Origin of the sequence: Bacillus sp. EB01 (assembly GCF_000613125.1) — a bacterium.
Taxonomy (GTDB): Bacteria; Bacillota; Bacilli; order Bacillales; family Cytobacillaceae; genus Bacillus_D.
Window position 1 is genome coordinate 4,854,811 of the sequence record NZ_HG964497.1, and the last position, 22,123, is coordinate 4,876,933.

Below are 22,123 nucleotides of genomic sequence, written 5' to 3' on the forward strand. Positions count from 1 at the left end.
AACTCAATGAAAAAACGTTCGAAACAAAATAACCCGGAGCAAAAAACTCGCAATGGCTACAATAGCCAGGACGTAGAGGTAGGCACTGATCTTAACCTGATTGACAGGGCAAAGAAAGCGTATGAAAAGAAAGGCGGACAGCCGGTTAAATCAAAAATGCACGTTGAAAATTGATTGGGTGTTTTAGTTAAGGCAGGAACCACATCGGTTCCTGCCTTTTTATGTACCAACAATCTTTCCCACTGTATAAAAGAGACTTTGTGAAGGTTTGTGTAAGTTCATAAATTCTTCATAATTTCTTCACAGCTTTCACAAAAATGAAATCATCCTATTTTGCGGAAATCACGGATTTATCGGTTGTACCCATCAGAGAGGCGTTCACAATTCGGAAAGAACTCGGAAAAATTTTGTGATTTAGGTCACAGAATGGCATTCTTATCCATGGTTTAAATAAGATATCAACTTGAATGTTTCTTACTTGCGTAGGCAAAAAAATATTCGCGTAAAGCAAGCCCATGGAAAGGAAGTGGCAAGATGGGCAAGAAATTAGCAAGCATACTCATCTGTTTTATTTTAATGTTGCCGGGATCGGCTTTTGCAGAAGAAAAGAATGAGAATGTTCTAAAGCTTGAAGAACTGACAGTCCAAGTTCTCCCGGAGTTTGCAAAACATCCTGAGGATCAGGATAAGGATAAGGCTCAGCCCTCTTTGTTAATTGGTTACCAGGGCAGCCTGATTAATTCTTCGGATAAAGCTCAAAAGGGGAAAATTGAGATTCCGCTGCCTGTAGAAGAAAAGAATTTCCGGATTGGCTTTGTAGCGGATTATGCCAGTGACCTGTCTCAAATGTTCGAGATTGAATATGAGCTGGATAAAGAAAAAGGGACGATAGCCTGGGAAACGAGCATGGAGATTGGACCAAACGAACAATATAAATTCATTATTGAATTTTATACAGATGCTATAAAAAATGACAAAGAATCAAAATCTCTGAACTATACATTCACAAGCTTTACAGATATTACAATGTTCAATCTCGCTGTCGTGGAACCAATGGAATCTTCAAAGGTAAAGCTTGACCCTGTTCCAACCGAAACGCCGCATGGTGACACATACGGGTTGACTAAGCATATCTACCAAGGTAAATCAATGAAGCCGGGCCAGGAGTTCAATGTCAAACTTTCCTACGACCGTAAAGAAACGAAAACAACAAATGAACTGATGGAATCAAAAGTCGGTAAACAATCCCCGACAAAAGCCATCAAGACGGATAAAGTTCCTCTTGGCCTTACAATCGCAGGTATTTCCGCAGCTAGTATCCTTACTGCAGGATTGTTGCTTTTATTCCTTAAAAGGCGCCAGAAAGCTCTGCCTGAAGCTGTGATTGAAGCCGATGTATCCGGGTTTAAGAAAGCTCAGCTTCGCAAAATGCTGATTGATGGCTCGATTACTGAAGATGAATACAACGAATTGCAAAAGAAATTAAAGAGTTAGAGGCAGCGGGGAGGGCGGCAGCATGTATGTAGTCGGAAATTTATCGTTAGTGCTTGGTATCATGCTTTCCGCCTATACCCTTACCGCGATAGTTTTTGGAATCAGGAAGCGGAGCACCCAATGGCTGGATAGTGCAAAGGGCGGTGTGCTCGGTATTCTTGTTTCGGCCCTGGCAGCATCTGCTTTCCTGATTTACTTCCTGGCTACAGGCCATTATGAATTCACGTATGTGGCTTCCTATACAAATGATTCGTTGCCGCTTATTTATAAAATGACTGCCTTTTGGGCTGGCAACGCCGGATCGCTTCTTCTTTGGACGGCGCTGCTGGCTATCTATACAGCTGTCGTCGCATTATCAACAGGCAGAAACAATCCATACAAACCTTACGCACTCGCGGTTCTCGCAATGAACTTGTTGTTTTTCTTCATTGTTATGCTGGTTCTGGCAAATCCGTTTGAGATGTCGGTAACAGTGCCTGAGGATGGCAACGGATTAAATCCAATGCTTCAAAATCCGGGAATGGTTCTTCATCCGGTCACACTTTATCTTGGTTATGTTGGGCTCGCAGTTCCCTTTGCCTATGCAATGGCATCCCTCATGTTGAAGAACATGGACTCGTCCTGGCTCAGGCTGACGAGAAGATGGACACTGACAGCGTGGCTGTTCCTGACAGCGGGCAACCTGATTGGTGCCTGGTGGGCATATGTTGAGCTCGGCTGGGGTGGTTACTGGGCATGGGACCCGGTCGAAAACGCTTCCTTCATGCCGTGGTTGACAGTATCAGCATTGCTTCATTCAGTGATGATTCAGGAACGTAAAAATATGCTGAGAAAATGGAACCTGATCCTGGTCATCCTCTCCTATGGGCTGACTCTATTTGGAACGTTCCTAGTACGGAGCGGCATCCTGACAAGTGTACATGCGTTTGCGGATAGCGTTCTGGGAACTTACTTCTTTATATTCCTCGCCTTTATGGTCTTGTTTGCAGCTTACCTGGTCGTTTCAAGATATGGGCTTATTAATGCAAAGAGTGTTCCCGTTACATCAATTTTTTCGAAGGAAAGCAGTTTCCTGCTTAATAATTATATCCTGCTGGCTGCCGCCTTCGCAGTTTTCTGGGGAACCGTATTCCCGCTTCTTTCAGAAACCTTTATTGGTACAAAAATAAATACAGGGGCACCGTATTTCAACAAGGTGATGGCGCCGATCCTGCTCGGGCTCATCCTGTTGATGGCGGCCTGCCCGGTCATTCCTTGGCAAAAAGCAAGCCCCGCACGCTTTCTTAGGCAGATTCGCTGGCCGCTGGCTGCGGCAACAGTATTTGCAGTACTGCTGATTATTAACGGTGTTGAAGGTGCTTTTGCCATTATCGGTATATCAGCCTGTATGTTCATGCTTTCAACACATGTGGCGGAAATAGCCAATGGCATAAAAGCTCGACGAAAGGCAACTTCTGAGAATTATATCCTTGCTGCATTGAAGCTTTTTAAGAAAAACAGCCGCAGGTACGGAGGCTATATCGTCCATATTGGCATTGGTGTGCTGGCGGTCGGGGTGATTAGCTCACAGGCCTATCCTCTGGAAGTCATTAAAACAGTGAATCGAGGAGAAAGCATCGAAATTGGCGGATACGAACTCACCTTCAAAAGGTTCCAGGAGATCGAAAAAAGCGACCGTGACATTTTGTACGCTGAAATGGCAGTTATCCGCGATGGAAAAGAGCTTGATTCGGTTTATCCGGAAAAAATCTACTACGATAACTGGGCTGAGCCTTCCACTGAAGTAGCTGTACAGTCACATTGGAATGAGGACTTGTATGTTGTTCTCAGTTCATGGGAAACCAAGAATAAAATCACAATACTGGCCCGGGTGAATCCGTTCATTAGCTGGATTTGGGCAGGCGGTTACATCATGCTTGTTGGGATTCTAATAGCATTGTTTGGTGGCAGGCGGATGGCAGGTCAATCAATTGTTCAGTATATCACAGAAAGGCGGGCGTCCTGATGGGCAGGTATGGACTAGTAAAAAATGCATCGGTTCTGGCTGCACTGTTGCTGGTTCTTTTACCCTCGGCAGCTTTGGCCGCCTATACTGCCAATTCCCCTGAATTCAGGGAAGTGGTGGGCCTGCTACATATGGATGGCCATTCAGAGCACGAACTTACTACCTGCAAGGTAAGGAAAGTGTACAACAGTGAAGTGCTTGACATGCTTAACGAAGGCATGAAACCGGATGAAATTATCAAGCATTACACAGATGAGCTTGGCCCTCAGGCGCTTAAGATTCCTGAAAGGCAAGGAACCGGGCTGCTTTCCTGGCTAATCCCAGGTGCCGGAGTACTTGCGGGAGGTGCGGCCGTATCGATTGCCATCAGAAGGGTGACCACAGCTAAATCTGTAAAGCCATCCACAGGTGAGGAAATGTCGCCTCACACCAGCAATGAATTTTCGAGCTTTGAAAAAACGCTGGACAATGAGCGGAAAAGGCACTTTTAACAACAGAGAGGGAGGATTGGTGTAGATGCTGTTCATTATACTTTCAAGTACATTAATGATTGCCGTCTGCCTCTACCTGATTCTTAGTCCCTTTTTTACAGAAAAAAATGCCGCTCCTCTTTTCAGCAAAGAGAGTTTCGACCTTGAATCCGTATATGAAGCTGTAAACGAATTGGAAATGGATGCGTTAATGAACAAGATTTCCGCAGAAGACTTTGGAAGCCTTAAAGATTCTTATTATCGAATTGCGGCTGAAGCGATCGAACAGAAAAACAAAGCGGATGAAGACATCCTCGAAGCGCTGAAAGAGATACGCCGCGAAGCACGCCAGCCGGAAAAATGAAGGCGGCATCACTAAAACAAGCTCAGCCTGAGAAAGCAACTCAAACTTGGTTAGAACACATAGGTGTTTTAATAGATTAAACATTTACCTGGGGAGGTGAAAGAATGTTTAAGAAATTATTGGCGATAGACAAAAAGATACTTATATTCGTCGCGCTGTTCGCGGGGATTGTCCTGTCTGCTGTTTCTGTAAAAGGAATGGAGTACTTGGACTCGCCAGATTTCTGCCAGAGCTGCCATATCATGGACTCTGCGTATGGATCGTTTGTTGATTCAACCCATTCTGAATTAGCCTGTAATGATTGCCACTTGCCGCACGACAGTGAGGTAGGAAAATTATTTAATAAAGGCAAGGCTGGTATGGGGCATATTTATTACAACACACTTGGCACTGAGAAGATTCCGCAGGTTCTCCATGCCACGGACAAGACAGAGGAGTGGGTTGAAGGGAACTGTGTGAAATGCCATGAAAGCACACTTACCAATGTCGAGCATGATGCAAAGGAAAGCTGTACAACATGCCACAGGCTAGTACCGCATGGGAAGAACTTTAAATCAGAAGATAAATTCAACGAGCCGCCAGTATCAGGTGAGCTGCTTGAAAATAAGGGAGGATTTTAAGAATGAGTAAGTTCCGCTTAGGAGCGTACCTGATGCTTCTGGCTGTCATTCTAATCGTGTCCGGCTGCAGTTCCCAGGAACAAACGGCTGGCGCCAAGGCCAAGACGACAGGTCTCTCGAAGGATGAAATATCAAATGAAGCATTTAAGGATATGTTTCCGCTTCAATATAATAGCTATATGAAGAATGAAAAAATGGAAGATACAAAATACAGCGGATCAGTAAAGCGTTCCAAGTACGACGCTGATAAAGAACCATATCTTCCAATCTTATTCAATGGTTACGGCTTTGCGACTGAATATAATGAAGACCGCGGCCACGTGTATGCTCTTGAAGATATTGAGAATGTAGCCCGTATTACTGATAAATCAGTTGGCTCCTGTTATACATGTAAATCAACTGCTGTTCCACAAATGATCGAGGAAATGGGCGACGATTACTGGGGCGGCAATTTTAAAAATGAAATTTTCCCTAAAGGGGAAGCAATGGGCCATTCGCCAATCGGCTGCTCAGACTGCCATGACCCGCAAACAATGGATCTTCGCATTACCCGTCCAAGCTTTACAAAAGCGATGGAGAGCAAAGGCGTAGATATTTCAAAAGCAACCAAGAACGATATGCGCAGCTATGTTTGTGGACAGTGCCATGTTGAATATTACTTTGATGCGAACAACAGCGAAGTAACGTTCCCTTGGAAAAATGGATTTAAGCCTGAAGATATGTACGAATACTATAATACTACTGCAAAAGAAAACGGTTTTGAAAAAGACTGGGTTCATAATATTTCCGGGACACCAATGCTGAAAGCTCAGCACCCGGACTATGAAACATTTGTTGAAGGTACACACGGCAAGGCTAACGTAGCCTGTGCAGACTGCCATATGCCATACGAGCGTGTAGACGGAAAACGCAAAATTTCATCCCACTGGTGGACTTCACCGCTTAAAACTATGGACACATCCTGCGGCCAGTGCCACGGTGACCGTGACCTTGATAAGCTAAAAGGCCGTGTAACAGAGATTCAGGATACACATATGGATCAGCTTCATACTGCTGAAGATGTTTCTCTATCCGCTCACTATTATGTGAACAAGATGATTACATCCAAGGTAAGCTCTGATAAGGTTAAAGCTGCACAGGAACATGTGAGGAAGGGTCAATGGTTCTGGGATATCGTTGCTGCTGAAAGCTCTGCAGGTTTCCACAATCCACAGGGCTCGATGGATTCACTTGCTATTTCACTTGAAGAATCCAATAAGGCTATCATGATCGCAACTGAAGAGCTTGTTAAGAAAGGCGTCAATATCGATAAGCTGAAAGAAGATATTGAAAAAGCCAAGAAAGCAGTAACAAGCGAAAAAGACAACAAGAAGAAGAAGGACCACGCAATTAACGAAGAGTTCCCTCCACAGCAGCCTGTGGTTCCGGCAGCTCCTAAGAAGTAATAACAGACTACGGAAAGCACTGTTCCAATTTTGGAGCAGTGCTTTTTGATTTGGGAAGCCTCTTATCTCATTACTGTTAGTTTACGATTTTATCTCAGTTTAGAACTGATACAAATGAACCCTCTTGGAATCGTTTCGCTACTTCCCAAGTGCTGAAATAATGCCAATAGGGGTTCTTTGGAACGTTTGGCCCCTTCTCGAATGCTAAAATGATGCCAATAGAAATTCTTGAGAACATTTCGCCGGTTACAAAATGCTGAAACGACGTCAATAGAAGTCCTTATTATGGCTATAAAATACTTGATTAGAATGGCAATCTAAATAGCCTTAATATTATATAAAATGCAATAGTTTTAAATACTGATAACCTTTGTGTCCTTGTCAAGAATAATGCAGAAAAATTCATTGCATGGCGGCCTTAAAAGGAATAGAATAACTCTTGGTGCTTTTTTATCGGGGCAATCTATTTACGTAGCAATTTCACTGTTTTTTGCCATCACCAGGACTACACGTAACTGGTCCTGTATAGATCTTCGAGAAAAAAAGTATGTACTCGACGTAACTGGTCTCGTCAGGTATCGAAGTGTCGAGAAAAATAAGATAGCTCGACGTAACTGGCCTCTGAGGCATCTAAGCGTCTGAAAAAAGTATTACTAGTAAAGGAGTTTCAGTATGCCACGTTCGTTATGGCTCTTAATTATCGGGATGGTTGTCAATGTCATTGGCTCCTCGTTTTTATGGCCATTAAATTCTATATATATTCATGATTACCTCGGGAAGTCGCTGTCGACCGCCGGGTTCGTACTGATGCTAAATTCAGCGGCAAGTGTTGCTGGCAACCTGGTTGGAGGCAGCCTATTCGACCGCATCGGGGGCTATAAATCTATTTTACTGGGAATCGGCATATCTTTGATGGCAGTGGCCGGGCTGACGCTCTGGCATGACTGGCCACAATATGTCATTTTCCTGACGATCGCCGGATTTGGTTCAGGAATTATTTTTCCTGCAATGTATGCCATGTCCGGGTCGGTTTGGCCAGACGGAGGCAGAAGGGCTTTTAATGCGATATACGTTGCCCAAAATCTTGGTGTTGCTGTTGGGTCCGCTCTTGGGGGAATCGTCGCAGGCATTTCCTTTGAGCTAATATTCCTGGCAAACCTAATCATGTATGTTGTGTTTTTCGTCATTGCCGTTTTTGGCTACAAGGGAATCAAAGTGGCAAGCGGAGCCCAGTCTTCCGTCTTACAGGAAAATTCTCCGAGATTCAAAGGGAACAAAATCCTTCATGCTTTATTGATTGTTTGCATTGGATACCTGCTTTGCTGGGTCGCTTATGTTCAGTGGCAAACAACGATTGCTTCCTATACCCAGGAAATTAATGTGTCTCTCACCCAGTACAGCCTTTTATGGACTGTGAATGGTGCGCTAATTGTTCTTGGACAGCCGTTCTTAAACCGTTTCCTAAAATGGTTCAATCGTTCACTTAAAGCTCAAATAGTGCTCGGAATGGTGATTTTTGCTGTATCTTTCATTGTAGCGGCATACTCTAACAGCTTTTCCGGCTTTATGGCTGGGATGATCATCCTGACTGCCGGGGAAATGCTTATTTGGCCGGCAGTGCCAGCAATTGCCAGTGAGCTCGCACCTAAAGGACGAGAGGGCTTCTACCAGGGAATTGTTAACAGCACAGCGACTGGCGGCAGAATGATTGGCCCATTGCTCGGCGGAATTCTTGTTGACTTGTATGGAATGTCAATGCTATTCATCATCATGATTGGGCTTTTCGCTGCTTCAATTGTCACAACACTTATATACGACAGAGGAATTAAAGAATCAAAACAAACAGTTAAAATGTCTTAATACTTTACAGCCCTGCCAGTTTAGGTGGGGCATCTTTTTGAAATTCTCTATATTGGCTTTGAATGAATTGAAACAAAATCGGTAATAACTGTAAAAGAATCAGATAAAGTAACGAAACAGACGGGATTCTCGTTTTCAATTCCCGAAATATGCAAACATCTTCGCATAGAGCCCATTTTTCGACAGTTTGCTTGCATCCAGCAGAGATTTTATATAAAATAACACTATCTCAATCCCATATAAATAACATGGCAGTGAGAAGGAGCAGTAGTGAAAGCGTCCCGCCTAGTAGAGAGCTGGCGGTTGGTGAAAGCCGGCCGGGACATTCATGAACTCGCCTTTGAGCCGCAGGCGTGAAGTAACAGTAATGTCTGCCGTTTTCCGCGTTAAGGATGAATGAAGCGAGTGTTTGCACACTAATGTGGGTGGTACCGCGGGAAGATACATATATCCTCTCGTCCCTTTTGTAGGGATGTGGGGATTTTTTGTTTTTAAAAAGAAAATGCCGCCGAAGCACCCAGTTGGCACTCCAGCTTGATGTGCTGAGTGAAGCAGATTCTTTTTAACAAAAAGGAAATCGGCAAGAGGCCGAAGAAAATTAAGTAATTAGGGAGGAATCCAAATGAACTTCAACCACAGGGAAATAGAAAAAAAGTGGCAAAAGATTTGGGAATCAGAAAAAACATTTAAAACCACGGAGGAGAAAGGCAAGCCGAAGTTCTATGCGCTTGATATGTTCCCGTACCCATCCGGAGCCGGGCTGCACGTGGGCCATCCGGAAGGCTATACCGCTACTGATATCCTTTCGCGAATGAAACGAATGCAGGGCTACAACGTGCTTCATCCAATGGGCTGGGATGCTTTCGGACTTCCTGCAGAGCAATACGCATTGGATACAGGAAATGATCCTGCGGAATTTACAAAGAAAAATATTGATACGTTCCGCCGCCAAATCAAATCGCTTGGGTTCTCCTACGATTGGGACCGTGAATTCAGCACGACCGATCCTGACTATTATAAGTGGACTCAATGGATATTCTTGAAGCTTTATGAAAAGGGCCTTGCCTATGTTGATGAAGTTCCGGTTAACTGGTGTCCGGCACTTGGAACTGTACTTGCGAATGAGGAAGTAATTGATGGCAAGAGTGAACGCGGAGGGCATCCTGTTGAGCGCCGCCCGATGAGGCAGTGGGTGCTTCGTATTACTGAATATGCAGATCGTTTGCTTGAAGACCTTGAAGAGCTGGATTGGCCTGAAAGCCTGAAGGATATGCAGCGCAATTGGATCGGCCGTTCCGAGGGTGCGGAAGTTACTTTCAATATTAAAGGCCATGATGGAACATTTAAGGTTTTCACGACCCGTCCGGATACACTTTTCGGTGCAACTTATGCAGTACTTGCTCCTGAACATGCGCTAGTTGAAGAAATTACAACTCCGGATCAAAAAGAGGCTGTTCAGGCGTACATCGATAAGGTAAAGGCAAAGAGCGACCTTGAGCGGACTGATCTTGCGAAAGAAAAGACCGGTGTCTTCACAGGTGCATACGCCATCAACCCTGTTAATGATGAAGAAATGCCTATCTGGATTGCGGATTATGTCCTTGCAAGCTACGGCACTGGTGCCATTATGGCGGTGCCAGCGCACGATGAGCGTGACTATGAGTTTGCAAAACAGTTCGGCCTTCCGATTGTGGAGGTTGTTGCCGGAGGAGATGTTGATAAAGAAGCCTACACAGGCGATGGCGAGCATGTGAATTCCGGCTTCCTTAATGGCTTGAACAAACCTGACGCCATCCGCGATATGATTGCATGGCTTGAGGAAAAAGGTATAGGCACGAAGAAGATAACGTACCGCCTTCGTGATTGGCTGTTCAGCCGCCAGCGTTATTGGGGTGAACCGATTCCAATCATCCATTGGGAAGATGGCACAAGCACTGCTGTTCCTGAAGACCAGCTGCCGCTTGTTTTACCGAAAACGACTGATATTAAGCCTTCAGGCACAGGTGAATCACCACTTGCCAATATTGCAGACTGGGTGAATGTCGTCGACCCTGAAACTGGCAAGAAGGGCCGCCGTGAAACGAATACGATGCCGCAATGGGGCGGAAGCTGCTGGTACTTCCTGCGTTACATTGATCCGAAGAATGATAAGCAGCTTGCCGATCCTGAAAAGTTAAAAGAATGGCTTCCGGTTGACATCTATATTGGCGGTGCAGAGCATGCGGTGCTTCACCTGCTATATGCCCGCTTCTGGCATAAGTTCCTTTACGATATCGGCGTTGTTCCGACTAAAGAGCCATTCCAAAAGCTATTTAACCAGGGCATGATTCTTGGTGAAAACAATGAGAAGATGAGTAAATCAAAAGGGAATGTCGTAAACCCTGACCATATTGTTGAGACTCATGGAGCAGACACATTGCGCCTTTATGAAATGTTCATGGGACCGCTTGATGCATCTGTTGCTTGGTCAACAAATGGCCTCGATGGTGCCCGCAGGTTCCTGGACCGTATATGGCGTCTGTTTATTGAGACTGATGGCTCTGTAAGCAAGAAAATCCAGAAAGGTGCTTCGGCTGACAATCTTGAGCGGGTTTACCACCAGACAGTCAAAAAGGTTACCGAAGACTACGAAGGGCTGCGCTTTAATACGGGTATCTCGCAGTTGATGGTCTTCATCAATGAGGCCTATAAGACTGAAGTACTTCCAAAGGAGTTTGTGGAAGGCTTCGTAAAACTTCTTTCTCCTGTTGCTCCACACGTCGCAGAAGAGCTATGGGAAAAACTTGGCCATACAAATACAATTTCATACGAGCCATGGCCAACTTTCGATGAATCCAAGCTTGTTGAGAATGAAGTTGAAATCGTCGTCCAACTCAACGGCAAGGTTAAAAAGAAGGTTATGATTGCTGCCGATGCAACCAGGGAAGCGATGGAAGAGCTGGCGAAGAAAGAAATCAGCTCCGAACTTGAAGGCAAGACTATCCGCAAGGTAATCGCAGTTCCTGGCAAGCTCGTTAATATTGTAGCGAATTAATTTTCACGGTTCAGAAGCATAATAATGGCTGTGAAGGCTGGATTATGGGAAACTGTATGGGAAAAATAGTTTGAGCATCCTCCGGAAAACCGGGGGATGTTTTTCCGAAAAAGGGGTGTAAGTTGAATGGAGGAAATTAAAACAATCTCTCCAGAAGAATTGGAAAAAAAGCTTGAAGCTGGGGAAAAGCTTGAAGTTATTGATGTGAGAGAAGACGAGGAAGTTGCCTACGGGATGATTCCTGGCGCAAAGCATATTAAGATGGGCGAAATTCCTGAAAGCATGGACCAACTCGATAAAGATAAGGAATACATCTTCGTTTGCCGTTCCGGTCGCAGAAGCCTAAACGTTTGCCATTACTTGCAGGACCAAGGGTATAAGGTGGTCAATATGGAAGGCGGCATGCTTAGCTGGGAAGGCGAAGTTGAGGCCAATTTTTAAAGGTTCCGCAAGAGGTTTGACCGATAAATTGTAGATTGAAATTTTTTGTTCTTTTAAAAGAACAAATCTCGAATAAAGAGTGCTCTTTCTTACTACTTTAGGAGCACTCTTCTTTTTTCCATATAGCACGTGGAGTCCGTATTTAGTGCTTCTTCATATTTTCCATTGCCATCCGTACCATTTCTTTCACCATGCTGCCGCCTAGCCTTCCGCCAACTTTACCCGCATCCTGAGCAGCAATACGGCCATTGTAGCCATGTTCCAAATGAACACCGACTTCTTTTGCCGCTTCATACTTTGCATCCTCCGGCCTGTCAGCACCCACCACTTTTGCCTTTAATTGATCGAGCTCCTGTCTTGCTTCAGGAACCAAAATTTTATTTCGACGCCTGCTCATGTTTTCAGCCTCCTTGGGCTTATTTTGCTGCAAACGAATCAAGCTTATCCAGATGACTTATAAAATGGTTGAATTTTGGGAAAAATGAAAATAGTAAAGGAGGGAAGAGGATGATTCAGGTAAAGCTTTTCGATAAGGAGCATGAAGCAGATTTGGAAAAGGAGATGAACCTTTTCCTGAGGAATCTTGATGAAAAAAAGCTATATGATATTAAATACAATGTGGCTGCTATGCATGAGGATGACGATGACCAAATTTATTGCTTTTCAGCTATGGTTATCTATAGAGCCTAGGATTAAGTAAGAAATTAATCAGAGATGTATCAAAATAATAGGACACAATTGAAACGGTAGAAGATTAGCGGACAAAATGCTAAAAAATCAGACGGTTTCTACACTAAAAATAGGGAATCTTTTGAAATTTTTTCGAGTACATTTTGAAACTGTCGGGCAGGTAAAATGTCCCTGAAATTGGTTTTCAAGTACATTTTAAAGCTGTCGGACAGGTGAAATGTCCTTGAAAAGTAGTTTTCGAGTACAATTTGAAGCTGTCAGTTAGATAAAATGTCCATGAAAAGTTTCGAGGTATAATGGAAACAAGACCAGTACGAAATCAAGACCACAATTCTTAAAATAGAATGCTGCCCCGGGTCCATTTTCTTTGACCGTTTGGAGCAGCATTTTTACTTAGTATATTTATAACAACTTACTTCACTTCACGGGCATACCCCGCCGCGCTTCCACCTGCAAGCCTGCCGGTAACAAACGCAGCTGTTATATTGTAGCCGCCGGTATAGCCATGGATATCTAGAATTTCACCGCAAAAATACAATCCATCCATTTTCTTTGAGGCCATTGTCTGCGGTTCTATTTCTTTTACAGAAACGCCGCCGCCGGTAACAAAAGCTTTTTCCAAAGGGAGAGTGCCGTTAACATTAAAAATGAATTGCTTGCACATTTTACAAAAGCTCCTGATTTTGTCGTGAGGTACTTCACCGGCAGAGGCTGAAGGGTCAATATCGCAGCGTTCAAGCAAGAATAAAAGATACCTCTCAGGGAGGAGCCCCTTCAACAGGTTCTTAATGCTTTTTTTAGGCTCTCCTTTTATTACTGAAATTGTTTCCTGAAACAGCTCTTCTGCATTTTTGTCAGGGATTGCATCGATTTGCATTTGAACTTCCTTAAGGTCCCACTTCCTTAATGCTTTGACAACAAACTGGCTGCAACGGAGGACGGCCGGACCGCTGACTCCGAAATGGGTGAACAGCATGTCCATCCTGTGAGTGACGAGCGGTTTGCCTTTCTGATTTAGGACGCTTACGGCTGCACCTCTAAGCGCCAAACCTTGTAATTCTTTCTTTTTTATAAATGGTTCAGAGGATGTGACGGGAACTTCGGTTGGGAAAAGTTCGGTAATTGTATGGCCGGCCTTTTTTGCCCATGCATATCCATCTCCGGTTGAACCTGTATGCGGTACTGACTTTCCTCCGACTGCAACGACGACAGCATCTGCTTCTATTTTTGTTCCATTTGCAAGCAAAACGCCTGTTGTACGCCCTTCTTCAAACAGTAAATCCCGGACAGGTGAGTTAGTAAAAATCTTAACCTTCAACTCCTCCAGCTTACCCAAAAGCGCATCAACAACGGATTGTGCCTTGTCTGTTACAGGGAACATCCTACCGTGGTCTTCTTCCTTCAACTGAATTCCGAGCCCTTCGAAAAAAGCAATAATGTCCTCATTGCTGAAGAGAGAGAAACCGCTGTATAAAAATCGGCCGTTTCCGGGAATATGCTTGATGATTTCATCAACAGGAAGCCTATTCGTGACATTGCAGCGCCCTCCGCCGGAAATGGCCAGCTTTCTTCCAAGTTTGTCTCCTTTATCAATAAGCAGAACCTTAGCGCCTTTTGCCCCAGCCGCAGCCGCAGCCATCAGACCAGATGGGCCTCCGCCAATGACAATAACATCGTATTTCATTTTACAACACCAACTTTATTAATTATCCAGTTACATTATTTACTGGTTTCTTATTATTATAAGCATACTCTGTAATTGTGACCAAATCCGAAATTAATCGAAATGTAAGGAGTGGCAGTGGCGAATTGGGGAAAAGAAAGGTACACTACTAATTAGCGTGTTTTTATAACTACCTGTATCCAGTGTGATTGCGGGTATTTGCTCATTTCTAAAGTAAGAAGGGATTTTATGTCATCAAAGCTTATTAGAGGAACGTTTATCCTGACTCTTGGAACCATGATTTCCAAGATGCTCGGGTTATTTTATGTTATTCCGTTTACCAGGCTTGTTGGGTTGGACGGGACAGCTTTATACCAATATTCGTATATTCCTTATACAATTTTCATCAGCATTGCGACCGCAGGCATACCTCTTGCTGTCTCAAAATTCATAGCAAAATATAATGCACTTGAAGAATATGCGGTTGGAAGAAGGCTTTTTAAATCCGGGTTGGTCGTCATGCTATGTACTGGAATTCTTTCATTTCTCATTCTGTATTTTTCGGCTCCGCTTTTGGCGCAGGGAAAAACACAGCCAGCAGAAGACATTATTTCAGTCATCCGGGCTGTCTCGTTTGCTTTGATTGTTGTTCCTTTTATGAGTATGATCCGTGGCTTTTTTCAGGGACATCAGTCAATGGGACCGTCTGCAGTCTCACAGGTTGTAGAACAGGTAGTAAGGATTACCTTTGTTTTGGCCGGAGCTTTCATCATTTTGAAGTTCATGGACGGTGATACAGTAGATGCTGTAAGAGCAGCTACCTTTGCTGCCTTTATAGGGGCCATTGGCAGTCTGTTCGTGTTGATCTGGTATTGGATTAAACGAAAACCCGGCCTTGATAAATTACTTGAACAAGATAAGGGTACAGTGAATATCTCTTTAAAAGAGATGTACAAGGAGATTCTGATATATGCAGCTCCGTTTGTACTTGTTGGGATTGCAAATCCGCTATTTCAATTTATTGATCAGCTTACGTTCGAGAATGCATTGGTTCAAGCCGGGGTGAAGGCTAAAGATGCCGGCGACGCATTTTCTATTCTGAATTTCCAATCCCACAAACTAGTCATCATACCAGTTTCGCTTGCGACTGCATTTTCGTTGACACTTGTACCGAGTGTTACAAAAGCATTTGTTGAGGGGGACAGAAAGGGTCTTAATTTTCAGCTGAACCAGACGTTCCAGGTGCTATTATTCCTGACGCTGCCTGCAGCCGCGGGACTTGCACTGCTTGCCGAGCCTTTTTATACCGTATTCTACGGTCCTATGGAACTTGGAACTGAGGTGCTGAAAATGTATGCGCCGGTTGCGATTTTATTTGCCTTGTTCTCTGTAACGGCAGCGATTCTTCAAGGAATCAATGAGCAGAAATGGACCATTTTAAGCTTGCTGACAGGGTTGTTGATAAAGCTGACCTTCAATATCCCGCTTATTAAGGCGTTCGAAACTGATGGTGCCATTGCGGCTACCGCTTTAGGCTACGGGGCGGCTATCCTGATTAATTTAATTATTATTAAAAAATATTCAGGGTACCGGTTTAGGCTGGTGTTTCGCCGGAGTTTATTAATTGTTATCTTTGGTGGCCTCATGCTCGCAGCCTCAGCTGTCACATACCGGCTCCTATCGAACTACCTTTCACCAGAGGTCGAATGGGAGTCCTTAATTCTTATTGCTGTAACAGCACTTGTGGGAGGGGCTGTGTATTTTTACCTTTCCATTAAAACCCGCTTAATTTACTTCCTATTTGGGGACAAGGTTGACAGGCTGCTGGGTAAACTGAGGATACGGGTCTAGATTTCAAGATAGCGACGATAAAAGATGAGGAGTGAGTTCCTTTGCGAATAGATAAAATGCTCGCCAATCTTGGCTATGGAAGCAGGAAGGAAGTTAAGCAGCTCCTGAAAAGCGGCACCGTTAAAGTAAATGGAACTTCTATTAAGGATGCAAAGCAGCATATTGACCCGGAACAAGACACAGTCACGGTCAATGGAACTGAAATAGAGTACAGGGAGTTTGTTTATCTGATGATGAATAAACCACCGGGCGTTATATCAGCGACGGAAGACAACCGGGACGAAACAGTCATAGATTTGCTCGAGTTGGAAGATCAGGTATTTGAACCTTTCCCGGTTGGAAGGCTGGACAAGGATACCGAGGGACTTTTATTGATTACAAATGACGGACAGTTATCACATCGCCTGCTTTCACCAAAAAAACATGTTCCTAAAACATATTTTGCTGTTATAGAAGGGGAAGTAACCGAAGAAGATGTGGAGGCGTTCTCTAAGGGAGTTACCCTTGAAGATGGTTATCATACGAAACCAGGTGAATTAAAAATCTTAAAATCAGGTATGATGTCCGATATTGAATTGACAATAACAGAGGGTAAATTCCATCAAGTTAAGAGAATGTTCCAGTCTGTAGGGAAGCGTGTTGTCTACCTGAAACGAATTTCAATGGGCCCGCTTCTACTTGATGAAACTCTCGAACTCGGTGAATATCGGGAATTGACTGACGAGGAATTAGAAAACCTGATGAGTTACCAGCCTGAATAAAATTAACAAGATGGACCGGGGGTGGACCCGGCCAGTTGTTTATTTTTCAATGGAGACTTACAGCCATATAAACAAGAGAAAACCGCCAAAATTGGCGGTTTTCTGCAGGAGGAGCGTTTTAATTAACGCTTAAGTTATTGAAGTGTTTTGTATACCTGTTAAGAGGACATTTTTACTTTTTTCTGGGTGGTTGTCCATTTGCCCCGGCTCGTGCTTTTGACGAGGTCGTTGTAGGCTAGGACGTTTAAGTCACGCTGAATGGTACGAGGAGTGATGCCGAATTCCTCTACAAGGTCCTGGGTTGATACAGTCCCATTCTTTGAGATGAACATGTAGATGCACTTGATGCGGTTCAACATACGGTTAGTCGAAGGTTTCAAAAAACCACTCCCTATCCATTTTTCAAACCCTGGGCATTTTCCTGCTGACGGCCGGCTGGTTAAGGTTCAATAAGAAATCCTTTCCAAGCAGCCACTCCCTTCCAAAACATAGTGTCAATCCTTTGTCCCATTATTAGGAACAATAGGTTCACAATTGCAGATAGTCTTTTGCAAAGGATATCTACGTTGTGCTTTTGTCATTATTGTATCCCTAATTTCTTAAGATTTCCACCATATTTACGAAATTTACAATATATTTATATTCTTTTTGCAGGTAATATTCGGGTTTACCTTTCTATTACCCTTTTTACTAAGGATATGCACATTAGGTGGAGGTTTATGTGAAGTTATGTGAAAATTTTGCAAGTAAGACAATATATCTGTTATTATCACTTCGTTTTTTTAAAAAAGATTGGTAAGATTATTTTCATATGGTAAGCCGTAGAATATGGGGAGGCAGTGCCCATATATTGTTTAGTGGGAGGATTTCTAGTGGAATATGTAAACTGGCTTGAAGAAGTTGGTAAGAGGAAGGATACTTTTATTAAAGATACACAGAAGCTCCTGCAGATAAAAAGTGTATTGGATGAATCCAATCCTACTGCGGAAGCACCTCTTGGGAAGGGAATCAAAGAGGCCCTTGATTTTATGCTTAACCTAGGAGAAGCTGATGGTTTTGTGACTAAAAACACAGATAATCTTGCGGGGCATATTGAGTTAGGGGAGGGCAGGGAGCTTGTTGGCATTCTGTGCCATCTCGATGTTGTTCCAGAAGGAGATGGATGGACAAGCGGGCCGTACGATGCGGAAATTCGTGATGGGAAACTATATGCCCGCGGCGTACTTGATGATAAGGGGCCGACAATGGCTGCCTATTATGCAATGAAAATAATCAAGGAACTTGGCTTGCCTTTGAAAAAACGGGTAAGGATGATCCTTGGAACTGATGAAGAAAGCGATTGGCGCTGTGTTTCCCGTTATTTTGAAACCGAGGAAATGCCGGGAATGGGCTTTGCGCCAGATGCTGATTTTCCAATTATCTACGCTGAAAAAGGCATTTCCGACTTTGACCTTGTTCAAACCCTCTCCGGGGATGAAGCAGAAGACGCTCCCCAAGTTGAAGTGCTGGAATTCCAGGCTGGGCTTCGCTATAACATGGTGCCTGACTTTGCTAGAGCTTCCCTTCATGTACATAATGGAGACACGGAAATTATGCAAAGGTTTATCGAGTTCATGGACCAGAATGGCCTTGAAAGGGAACTTCATGTAGATGCAGGAACCGTTGTGTTGGAAGTCAAGGGTGTGTCTGCGCATGGCATGGAACCGGAAAAGGGAAAAAATGCTGGTTTGTTTTTAGCTGAGTTCCTTTCGAGTCTAACTATCGATTCGAAAGCTAAAAAGTATTTTACCTTTGTTTCGGATTATTTTTATAAAGACTCACGAGGGAAAAATCTTGGAATTGCCTATAGTGATGACATTACCGGCGACATGACAATTAATGTTGGAAAACTGTCGTATACAAAAGAAAAAGCAGGTATGCTTGGTTTGAATCTCCGCTATCCTGTAACCGCAACTATGGATGAGATTAAAACAAAGCTGGAGTTTGTGGTGTTGGAACGCGGGTTTGAGATTTCCAATTTCACTGACTCCAAGCCGCATCATGTCGATGAAAATGACTTCTTGATTCAAACCTTGAAAAAGGTGTATGAGGAGCAGACAGGAGAACCGGCAGGGTTGATTGCAATCGGCGGGGGTACCTATGCAAGATCGCTTAAATCGGGCGTGGCGTTTGGCCCGCTATTTCCTGGAAGGCCTGATGTTGCACATCAAAAAGATGAATATATGTTTATTGAGGATCTACTGAAAGCCGCAGCCCTTTATGCCCAGGCGATATGGGAGCTTGCAAAGGAAGAGTAAATAGAGAAGAGCAGGAGGAAACCAGATGGAATTCGTAGTGTTGAATGGGGACATCATCTCGCGGGATAAGGCGTCTATTGATGTGGAGGACCGAGGATATCAATTTGGTGATGGTGTGTATGAGGTTATTCGGGTGTATAACGGAACTATGTTCACGGCAATGGAGCATCTTGAAAGGCTTGAAGCTAGTGCGAAGAAAATCGGCATTAGCCTAGGCTGGACCATTCAGGAACTTGAATTGAAGTTCAAAGAATTGATTGATAAAAATCAATTAACTACTGGGATTGTCTACCTTCAGGTGACTAGGGGCATATCGCCGCGAAACCACGTGTTTCCGCCTGCAGGAACGGCTCAGACACTAGTAGCCTACACAAGAAAGACAGATCGTCCGCTCCAAACGATTACGAATGGAGCAGCAGCAATTGTGGAAGAGGATCTCCGATGGCTGCGCTGCGATATAAAGAGCCTAAATCTTCTAGGTAACATCCTCGCCAAACAAAAAGCCGCGGATGCTGGCTGCTATGAAGCCATCCTCCATCGGAATGGAACGGTTACTGAAGGAAGTTCCTCAAACATTTTTATTGTTGAAAGTGGAACAATCTACACCCACTCAGCCGATAACCTTATCCTTAATGGGATAACGAGACAAACTCTCGCAAAGCTCTGTCAAAGGGAAGGAATTCTTTTTGTTGAAAAGGCATTTACAGTTGAAGATTTAAACAGTGCCGACGAAGTCATTCTTGCCAGCACTACTTCCGAGCTCACCCCTATTGTAAAAATAGATGGTAAACTTGTGGGAAATGGCGAGCCGGGACCTGTGACAAGAAAGGTTCAAATGCTTTTTGAACAGGAAATTGAAAAGCAGTGCGGCAGCATAGCTGTAAAGCAGTAATATTAAAGTCAAGAAATAAAAGGATTTAAGGCTGCCCAATGGAAAGAACAAGGAGTTCTGTTATCGGTTATCTTATCAAAAGACACAAGAAAGGACGTATGAATTGTCATACGTCCTTTCTTAATTATCTGGACTGCCATTAACTTGACAAAACTTCTGTCATTTTAAGTGCTGTTTTGAGTACCAATTTTATTAATATTTATAGCCTGCAGATTCCCGCATTTAGAATTAAGAGGGTTAGCACCTATCGGTTTGGGGAGCAGGTTAAGCAACTAGCCGATCCGATAAATACACGGAAAAATTCCGCTTAATTAGAAATTATGATTAAAAAAAGCTTAAATAGACGGAGAGATTCCGCCTATTTACTCAAAACATTAGAAATTGGGGGCTTTTTCTTTGCATAACCGGAAAATCCTCGCTTATTTACACCGATACGATTTCCATTCTCTAGCTAACCAGAAAATCTCCGCTTATTTTACTTTCGAAGGTTACTCGATTAAGGACAAGGCAAAGTTAATACTAGTAGTACAATTTTTTCCCGGTTTATCCTGGGAGTTTGCTACAATAAAACAAAAGGGTGTGACGTATGAGCCATTATTTTTTTGCTGCGAAAATTCCTTCAGACACAAAAGTAAAAATGAAGGAAGAGATGGAGAAATTGAAAGCTTCGTATCCGTTCAGGCGCTGGGTTCATCATGAAGATTTGCATATTACACTTGCATTTTTGGGACATGCTCCTGAGGATAAACTGGAGGAAGCAAAAGCGCTTGTAAAGGAATCTATTCAGGATTTTGAAGCGTTCAATATGTCAGTGGCAGGCCTGGGAACCTTTGGCCGTAAAGACCAGCCTAGAATCTTCTGGGCCGGTGTTTCAAAAAGTGATGAATTAAGTATATTGCGTGACCGAGTCTTTCAAGCTTGTGAAAAGGCAGGATTTCCTCTGGAGACAAGGCCGTTTTCCCCGCATATAACACTAGCCCGAAATTGGGAAGGAAAAGCTCCCTTTCAAAAACAAGAGGAGTCGCTGTCATTTAACAACTATGAATTTTTGCTGGACGAAGTGGTGTTGTATCGAACCAATATGGCAAAAAACCCAAAATATGAAGCGGTTGAAATCTATCATTTAAAATAAATATGTGGATAAATTAAAGAATCTTATGTTGATGTACAGTAGACGAAGACTAAATTGGAGTGGAAATCATAGGCTTAACTAGTTATTGCTTTCCGCACATTATAGAGACAGGGACAGGAGAAACTGGCAGGTAATGAAAAAGTATTATTTTATCGTAAACCCGAAGGCTGGAAATGGGAAATGCCTTAAGAAATGGGAAGCAATCGAAGGTAGCCTGCAAAACCAATCAATCCCCTATGAGGTTTATTTTAGTAAAAGGCCTGGCCATGCAACGGAACTCGCAAGAAACGTTGTAACAAATGCAGGGAATGGCAATATATCGGTTATAGCGGTTGGCGGTGACGGAACTGCACACGAAGTGCTGAATGGGATTGGCAGCGGCGTGCCTATTTCGTTTGGTTTTATTCCGGGTGGATCAGGAAATGACTTTTCACGTGGCTTTTCCTTGCCGCGTGAGCCCTTGGCGGCATTGAATGATTTGCTTGAAACGAATACCGAACTCACAGATACAGTTGATGGTGGTAAGCTGGCATTAAAAGGAAGTCAAGAACGCCTGTTTATTAATAATATGGGCGGAGGGTTTGATGCGCTCGTTTCAAAAAAAGCGAATGAGACAAGCATGAAAGCAGTGTTCAACCGTTTTTCGCTAGGCAGGCTTGTGTATGTGTATATCCTTTTAAAGGAGCTATTTTCCTATAAGCCTGGAACAATTGAATTAACGATTGACGGAAATAGGCATATATATGAACAAACATGGTTTGTTACAATTTCGAACCAGCCTTATTATGGAGGCGGGATGATTATATCGCCATCAGCAAAGGCCCGTGATGGCATGCTCGATATCACTGTGGTGACCCGCCTTTCCAGACTTAAGCTGTTGTTAGTGTTTATGAGCGTATTCTGGGGGAAACATATATACTTTAATGAAGTACATACTTTTCAGGGCAAGGAAATTTCAATCTCCTCAACTGCAGAAATTGATTTTCATGCAGATGGAGAATATATTGGAAAAGCCAACAATGGGAGTGCAACGGTATTACCCGGAGCATTCAAAATCCTGTCCAATCGCAGAACTTTACAAGAATAGAAAAATTGGTGGTGAGT

Annotated in this window: 20 protein-coding genes and 1 other annotated feature; of the genes, 17 read left to right on the forward strand and 3 right to left on the reverse strand. The window is 43.5% G+C overall.

What is annotated here, in order from left to right; genetic code table 11:
• Positions 1–6 precede the first annotated feature (6 nt).
• The 10 genes from TY16_RS22990 (at position 7) to TY16_RS23035 (ending at position 11,733) form a co-directional block, all read left to right on the forward strand.
• Complete coding sequence (locus tag TY16_RS22990; protein WP_043934047.1) at positions 7–174, forward strand: hypothetical protein; 168 nt, start codon at positions 7–9, stop codon at positions 172–174.
• Between the two features lie 360 nt (positions 175–534).
• Positions 535–1,494, forward strand: a complete 960-nt coding sequence (locus tag TY16_RS22995; RefSeq protein WP_043934048.1) for a hypothetical protein — start codon at positions 535–537, stop codon at positions 1,492–1,494.
• A 22-nt stretch (positions 1,495–1,516) separates the two neighbouring features.
• Complete coding sequence (locus TY16_RS23000) at positions 1,517–3,499, forward strand: heme lyase CcmF/NrfE family subunit (protein WP_043934049.1); 1,983 nt, start codon at positions 1,517–1,519, stop codon at positions 3,497–3,499.
• Positions 3,499–3,990 (forward strand): cytochrome c-type biogenesis protein CcmH, encoded by a 492-nt coding sequence (locus tag TY16_RS23005; RefSeq protein ID WP_052342838.1) that lies wholly within the window; start codon positions 3,499–3,501, stop codon positions 3,988–3,990. Before TY16_RS23000 ends, TY16_RS23005 begins: the two co-directional genes overlap by 1 nt.
• 25 nt (positions 3,991–4,015) lie before the next feature.
• Complete coding sequence (locus TY16_RS23010) at positions 4,016–4,333, forward strand: hypothetical protein (protein WP_043934050.1); 318 nt, start codon at positions 4,016–4,018, stop codon at positions 4,331–4,333.
• Positions 4,334–4,437: 104 nt separating this feature from the next.
• Entirely contained in the window at positions 4,438–4,953 is a 516-nt protein-coding gene (locus tag TY16_RS23015; protein WP_043934051.1) for a NapC/NirT family cytochrome c, read from the forward strand.
• Between the two features lie 2 nt (positions 4,954–4,955).
• Positions 4,956–6,398: an ammonia-forming cytochrome c nitrite reductase subunit c552 gene (locus tag TY16_RS23020; RefSeq protein WP_043934052.1), complete on the forward strand. Its 1,443-nt coding sequence runs from the start codon at positions 4,956–4,958 to the stop codon at positions 6,396–6,398.
• A 672-nt stretch (positions 6,399–7,070) separates the two neighbouring features.
• Positions 7,071–8,258 (forward strand): MDR family MFS transporter, encoded by a 1,188-nt coding sequence (locus tag TY16_RS23025; protein WP_043934053.1) that lies wholly within the window; start codon positions 7,071–7,073, stop codon positions 8,256–8,258.
• A 245-nt stretch (positions 8,259–8,503) separates the two neighbouring features.
• Positions 8,504–8,724 (forward strand) — a binding site (T-box leader).
• A gap of 156 nt (positions 8,725–8,880) precedes the next feature.
• A complete protein-coding gene (leuS, locus tag TY16_RS23030) occupies positions 8,881–11,292 on the forward strand; it encodes a leucine--tRNA ligase (protein WP_043934054.1) in 2,412 nt (803 codons plus the stop codon).
• Positions 11,293–11,418: 126 nt separating this feature from the next.
• The gene (locus TY16_RS23035) at positions 11,419–11,733 is read left to right on the forward strand and encodes a rhodanese-like domain-containing protein (protein WP_043934055.1); all 315 of its coding nucleotides are present in this window, start codon (positions 11,419–11,421) and stop codon (positions 11,731–11,733) included.
• Positions 11,734–11,875: 142 nt separating this feature from the next.
• Here the strand turns inward: TY16_RS23035 and TY16_RS23040 are convergent, their stop codons facing one another.
• Complete coding sequence (locus TY16_RS23040; RefSeq protein ID WP_043934056.1) at positions 11,876–12,130, reverse strand: alpha/beta-type small acid-soluble spore protein; 255 nt, start codon at positions 12,128–12,130, stop codon at positions 11,876–11,878.
• 110 nt (positions 12,131–12,240) lie between these two features.
• Here TY16_RS23040 and TY16_RS23045 point away from each other — a divergent pair, with 110 nt between their 5' ends.
• Complete coding sequence (locus tag TY16_RS23045) at positions 12,241–12,423, forward strand: sporulation protein Cse60 (protein WP_043934057.1); 183 nt, start codon at positions 12,241–12,243, stop codon at positions 12,421–12,423.
• A gap of 412 nt (positions 12,424–12,835) precedes the next feature.
• On the opposite strand, the gene TY16_RS23050 is transcribed toward TY16_RS23045, so the two are convergent.
• The gene (locus tag TY16_RS23050) at positions 12,836–14,107 is read right to left on the reverse strand and encodes an NAD(P)/FAD-dependent oxidoreductase (protein ID WP_043934058.1); all 1,272 of its coding nucleotides are present in this window, start codon (positions 14,105–14,107) and stop codon (positions 12,836–12,838) included.
• 228 nt (positions 14,108–14,335) lie between these two features.
• On the opposite strand from TY16_RS23050, the gene TY16_RS23055 reads away from it, so the two are divergent.
• Both TY16_RS23055 and TY16_RS23060 read left to right on the forward strand, forming a co-directional pair.
• Positions 14,336–15,937: a putative polysaccharide biosynthesis protein gene (locus tag TY16_RS23055; protein ID WP_043934059.1), complete on the forward strand. Its 1,602-nt coding sequence runs from the start codon at positions 14,336–14,338 to the stop codon at positions 15,935–15,937.
• Positions 15,938–15,978: 41 nt separating this feature from the next.
• Positions 15,979–16,698, forward strand: a complete 720-nt coding sequence (locus TY16_RS23060; RefSeq protein WP_043934060.1) for a pseudouridine synthase — start codon at positions 15,979–15,981, stop codon at positions 16,696–16,698.
• Between the two features lie 158 nt (positions 16,699–16,856).
• Here the strand turns inward: TY16_RS23060 and TY16_RS25980 are convergent, their stop codons facing one another.
• The gene (locus TY16_RS25980) at positions 16,857–17,078 is read right to left on the reverse strand and encodes a DeoR family transcriptional regulator (protein WP_081773086.1); all 222 of its coding nucleotides are present in this window, start codon (positions 17,076–17,078) and stop codon (positions 16,857–16,859) included.
• Between the two features lie 492 nt (positions 17,079–17,570).
• Here TY16_RS25980 and pepV point away from each other — a divergent pair, with 492 nt between their 5' ends.
• The 4 genes from pepV to TY16_RS23080 all read left to right on the forward strand — a co-directional run bounded on the left by pepV (position 17,571) and on the right by TY16_RS23080 (position 22,106).
• Positions 17,571–18,995 carry a dipeptidase PepV gene (gene pepV / locus TY16_RS23065; RefSeq protein WP_043934061.1) on the forward strand — a complete coding sequence of 475 codons (1,425 nt, stop codon included), beginning with the start codon at positions 17,571–17,573 and terminating at the stop codon, positions 18,993–18,995.
• A 25-nt stretch (positions 18,996–19,020) separates the two neighbouring features.
• Positions 19,021–19,887 (forward strand): D-amino-acid transaminase, encoded by an 867-nt coding sequence (gene dat / locus TY16_RS23070; RefSeq protein ID WP_043934062.1) that lies wholly within the window; start codon positions 19,021–19,023, stop codon positions 19,885–19,887.
• A 586-nt stretch (positions 19,888–20,473) separates the two neighbouring features.
• Positions 20,474–21,019 carry an RNA 2',3'-cyclic phosphodiesterase gene (gene thpR / locus TY16_RS23075; RefSeq protein ID WP_043934063.1) on the forward strand — a complete coding sequence of 182 codons (546 nt, stop codon included), beginning with the start codon at positions 20,474–20,476 and terminating at the stop codon, positions 21,017–21,019.
• A 133-nt stretch (positions 21,020–21,152) separates the two neighbouring features.
• Positions 21,153–22,106 carry a diacylglycerol/lipid kinase family protein gene (locus TY16_RS23080; protein WP_043934064.1) on the forward strand — a complete coding sequence of 318 codons (954 nt, stop codon included), beginning with the start codon at positions 21,153–21,155 and terminating at the stop codon, positions 22,104–22,106.
• Positions 22,107–22,123 lie beyond the last annotated feature (17 nt).

What these genes read in the sequence shown, in the direction of transcription:
- TY16_RS22990 (WP_043934047.1), top strand. Translation starts at nt 7, where the DNA reads ATGAAAAAACGTTCGAAACAAAATAACCCGGAGCAAAAAACTCGCAAT.
- TY16_RS22995 (WP_043934048.1), top strand. Translation starts at nt 535, where the DNA reads ATGGGCAAGAAATTAGCAAGCATACTCATCTGTTTTATTTTAATGTTG.
- TY16_RS23000 (WP_043934049.1), top strand. Translation starts at nt 1,517, where the DNA reads ATGTATGTAGTCGGAAATTTATCGTTAGTGCTTGGTATCATGCTTTCC.
- TY16_RS23005 (WP_052342838.1), top strand. Translation starts at nt 3,499, where the DNA reads ATGGGCAGGTATGGACTAGTAAAAAATGCATCGGTTCTGGCTGCACTG.
- TY16_RS23010 (WP_043934050.1), top strand. Translation starts at nt 4,016, where the DNA reads ATGCTGTTCATTATACTTTCAAGTACATTAATGATTGCCGTCTGCCTC.
- TY16_RS23015 (WP_043934051.1), top strand. Translation starts at nt 4,438, where the DNA reads ATGTTTAAGAAATTATTGGCGATAGACAAAAAGATACTTATATTCGTC.
- TY16_RS23020 (WP_043934052.1), top strand. Translation starts at nt 4,956, where the DNA reads ATGAGTAAGTTCCGCTTAGGAGCGTACCTGATGCTTCTGGCTGTCATT.
- TY16_RS23025 (WP_043934053.1), top strand. Translation starts at nt 7,071, where the DNA reads ATGCCACGTTCGTTATGGCTCTTAATTATCGGGATGGTTGTCAATGTC.
- leuS (WP_043934054.1), top strand. Translation starts at nt 8,881, where the DNA reads ATGAACTTCAACCACAGGGAAATAGAAAAAAAGTGGCAAAAGATTTGG.
- TY16_RS23035 (WP_043934055.1), top strand. Translation starts at nt 11,419, where the DNA reads ATGGAGGAAATTAAAACAATCTCTCCAGAAGAATTGGAAAAAAAGCTT.
- TY16_RS23040 (WP_043934056.1), bottom strand. Translation starts at nt 12,130, where the DNA reads ATGAGCAGGCGTCGAAATAAAATTTTGGTTCCTGAAGCAAGACAGGAG.
- TY16_RS23045 (WP_043934057.1), top strand. Translation starts at nt 12,241, where the DNA reads ATGATTCAGGTAAAGCTTTTCGATAAGGAGCATGAAGCAGATTTGGAA.
- TY16_RS23050 (WP_043934058.1), bottom strand. Translation starts at nt 14,107, where the DNA reads ATGAAATACGATGTTATTGTCATTGGCGGAGGCCCATCTGGTCTGATG.
- TY16_RS23055 (WP_043934059.1), top strand. Translation starts at nt 14,336, where the DNA reads ATGTCATCAAAGCTTATTAGAGGAACGTTTATCCTGACTCTTGGAACC.
- dat (WP_043934062.1), top strand. Translation starts at nt 19,021, where the DNA reads ATGGAATTCGTAGTGTTGAATGGGGACATCATCTCGCGGGATAAGGCG.
- thpR (WP_043934063.1), top strand. Translation starts at nt 20,474, where the DNA reads ATGAGCCATTATTTTTTTGCTGCGAAAATTCCTTCAGACACAAAAGTA.
- TY16_RS23080 (WP_043934064.1), top strand. Translation starts at nt 21,153, where the DNA reads ATGAAAAAGTATTATTTTATCGTAAACCCGAAGGCTGGAAATGGGAAA.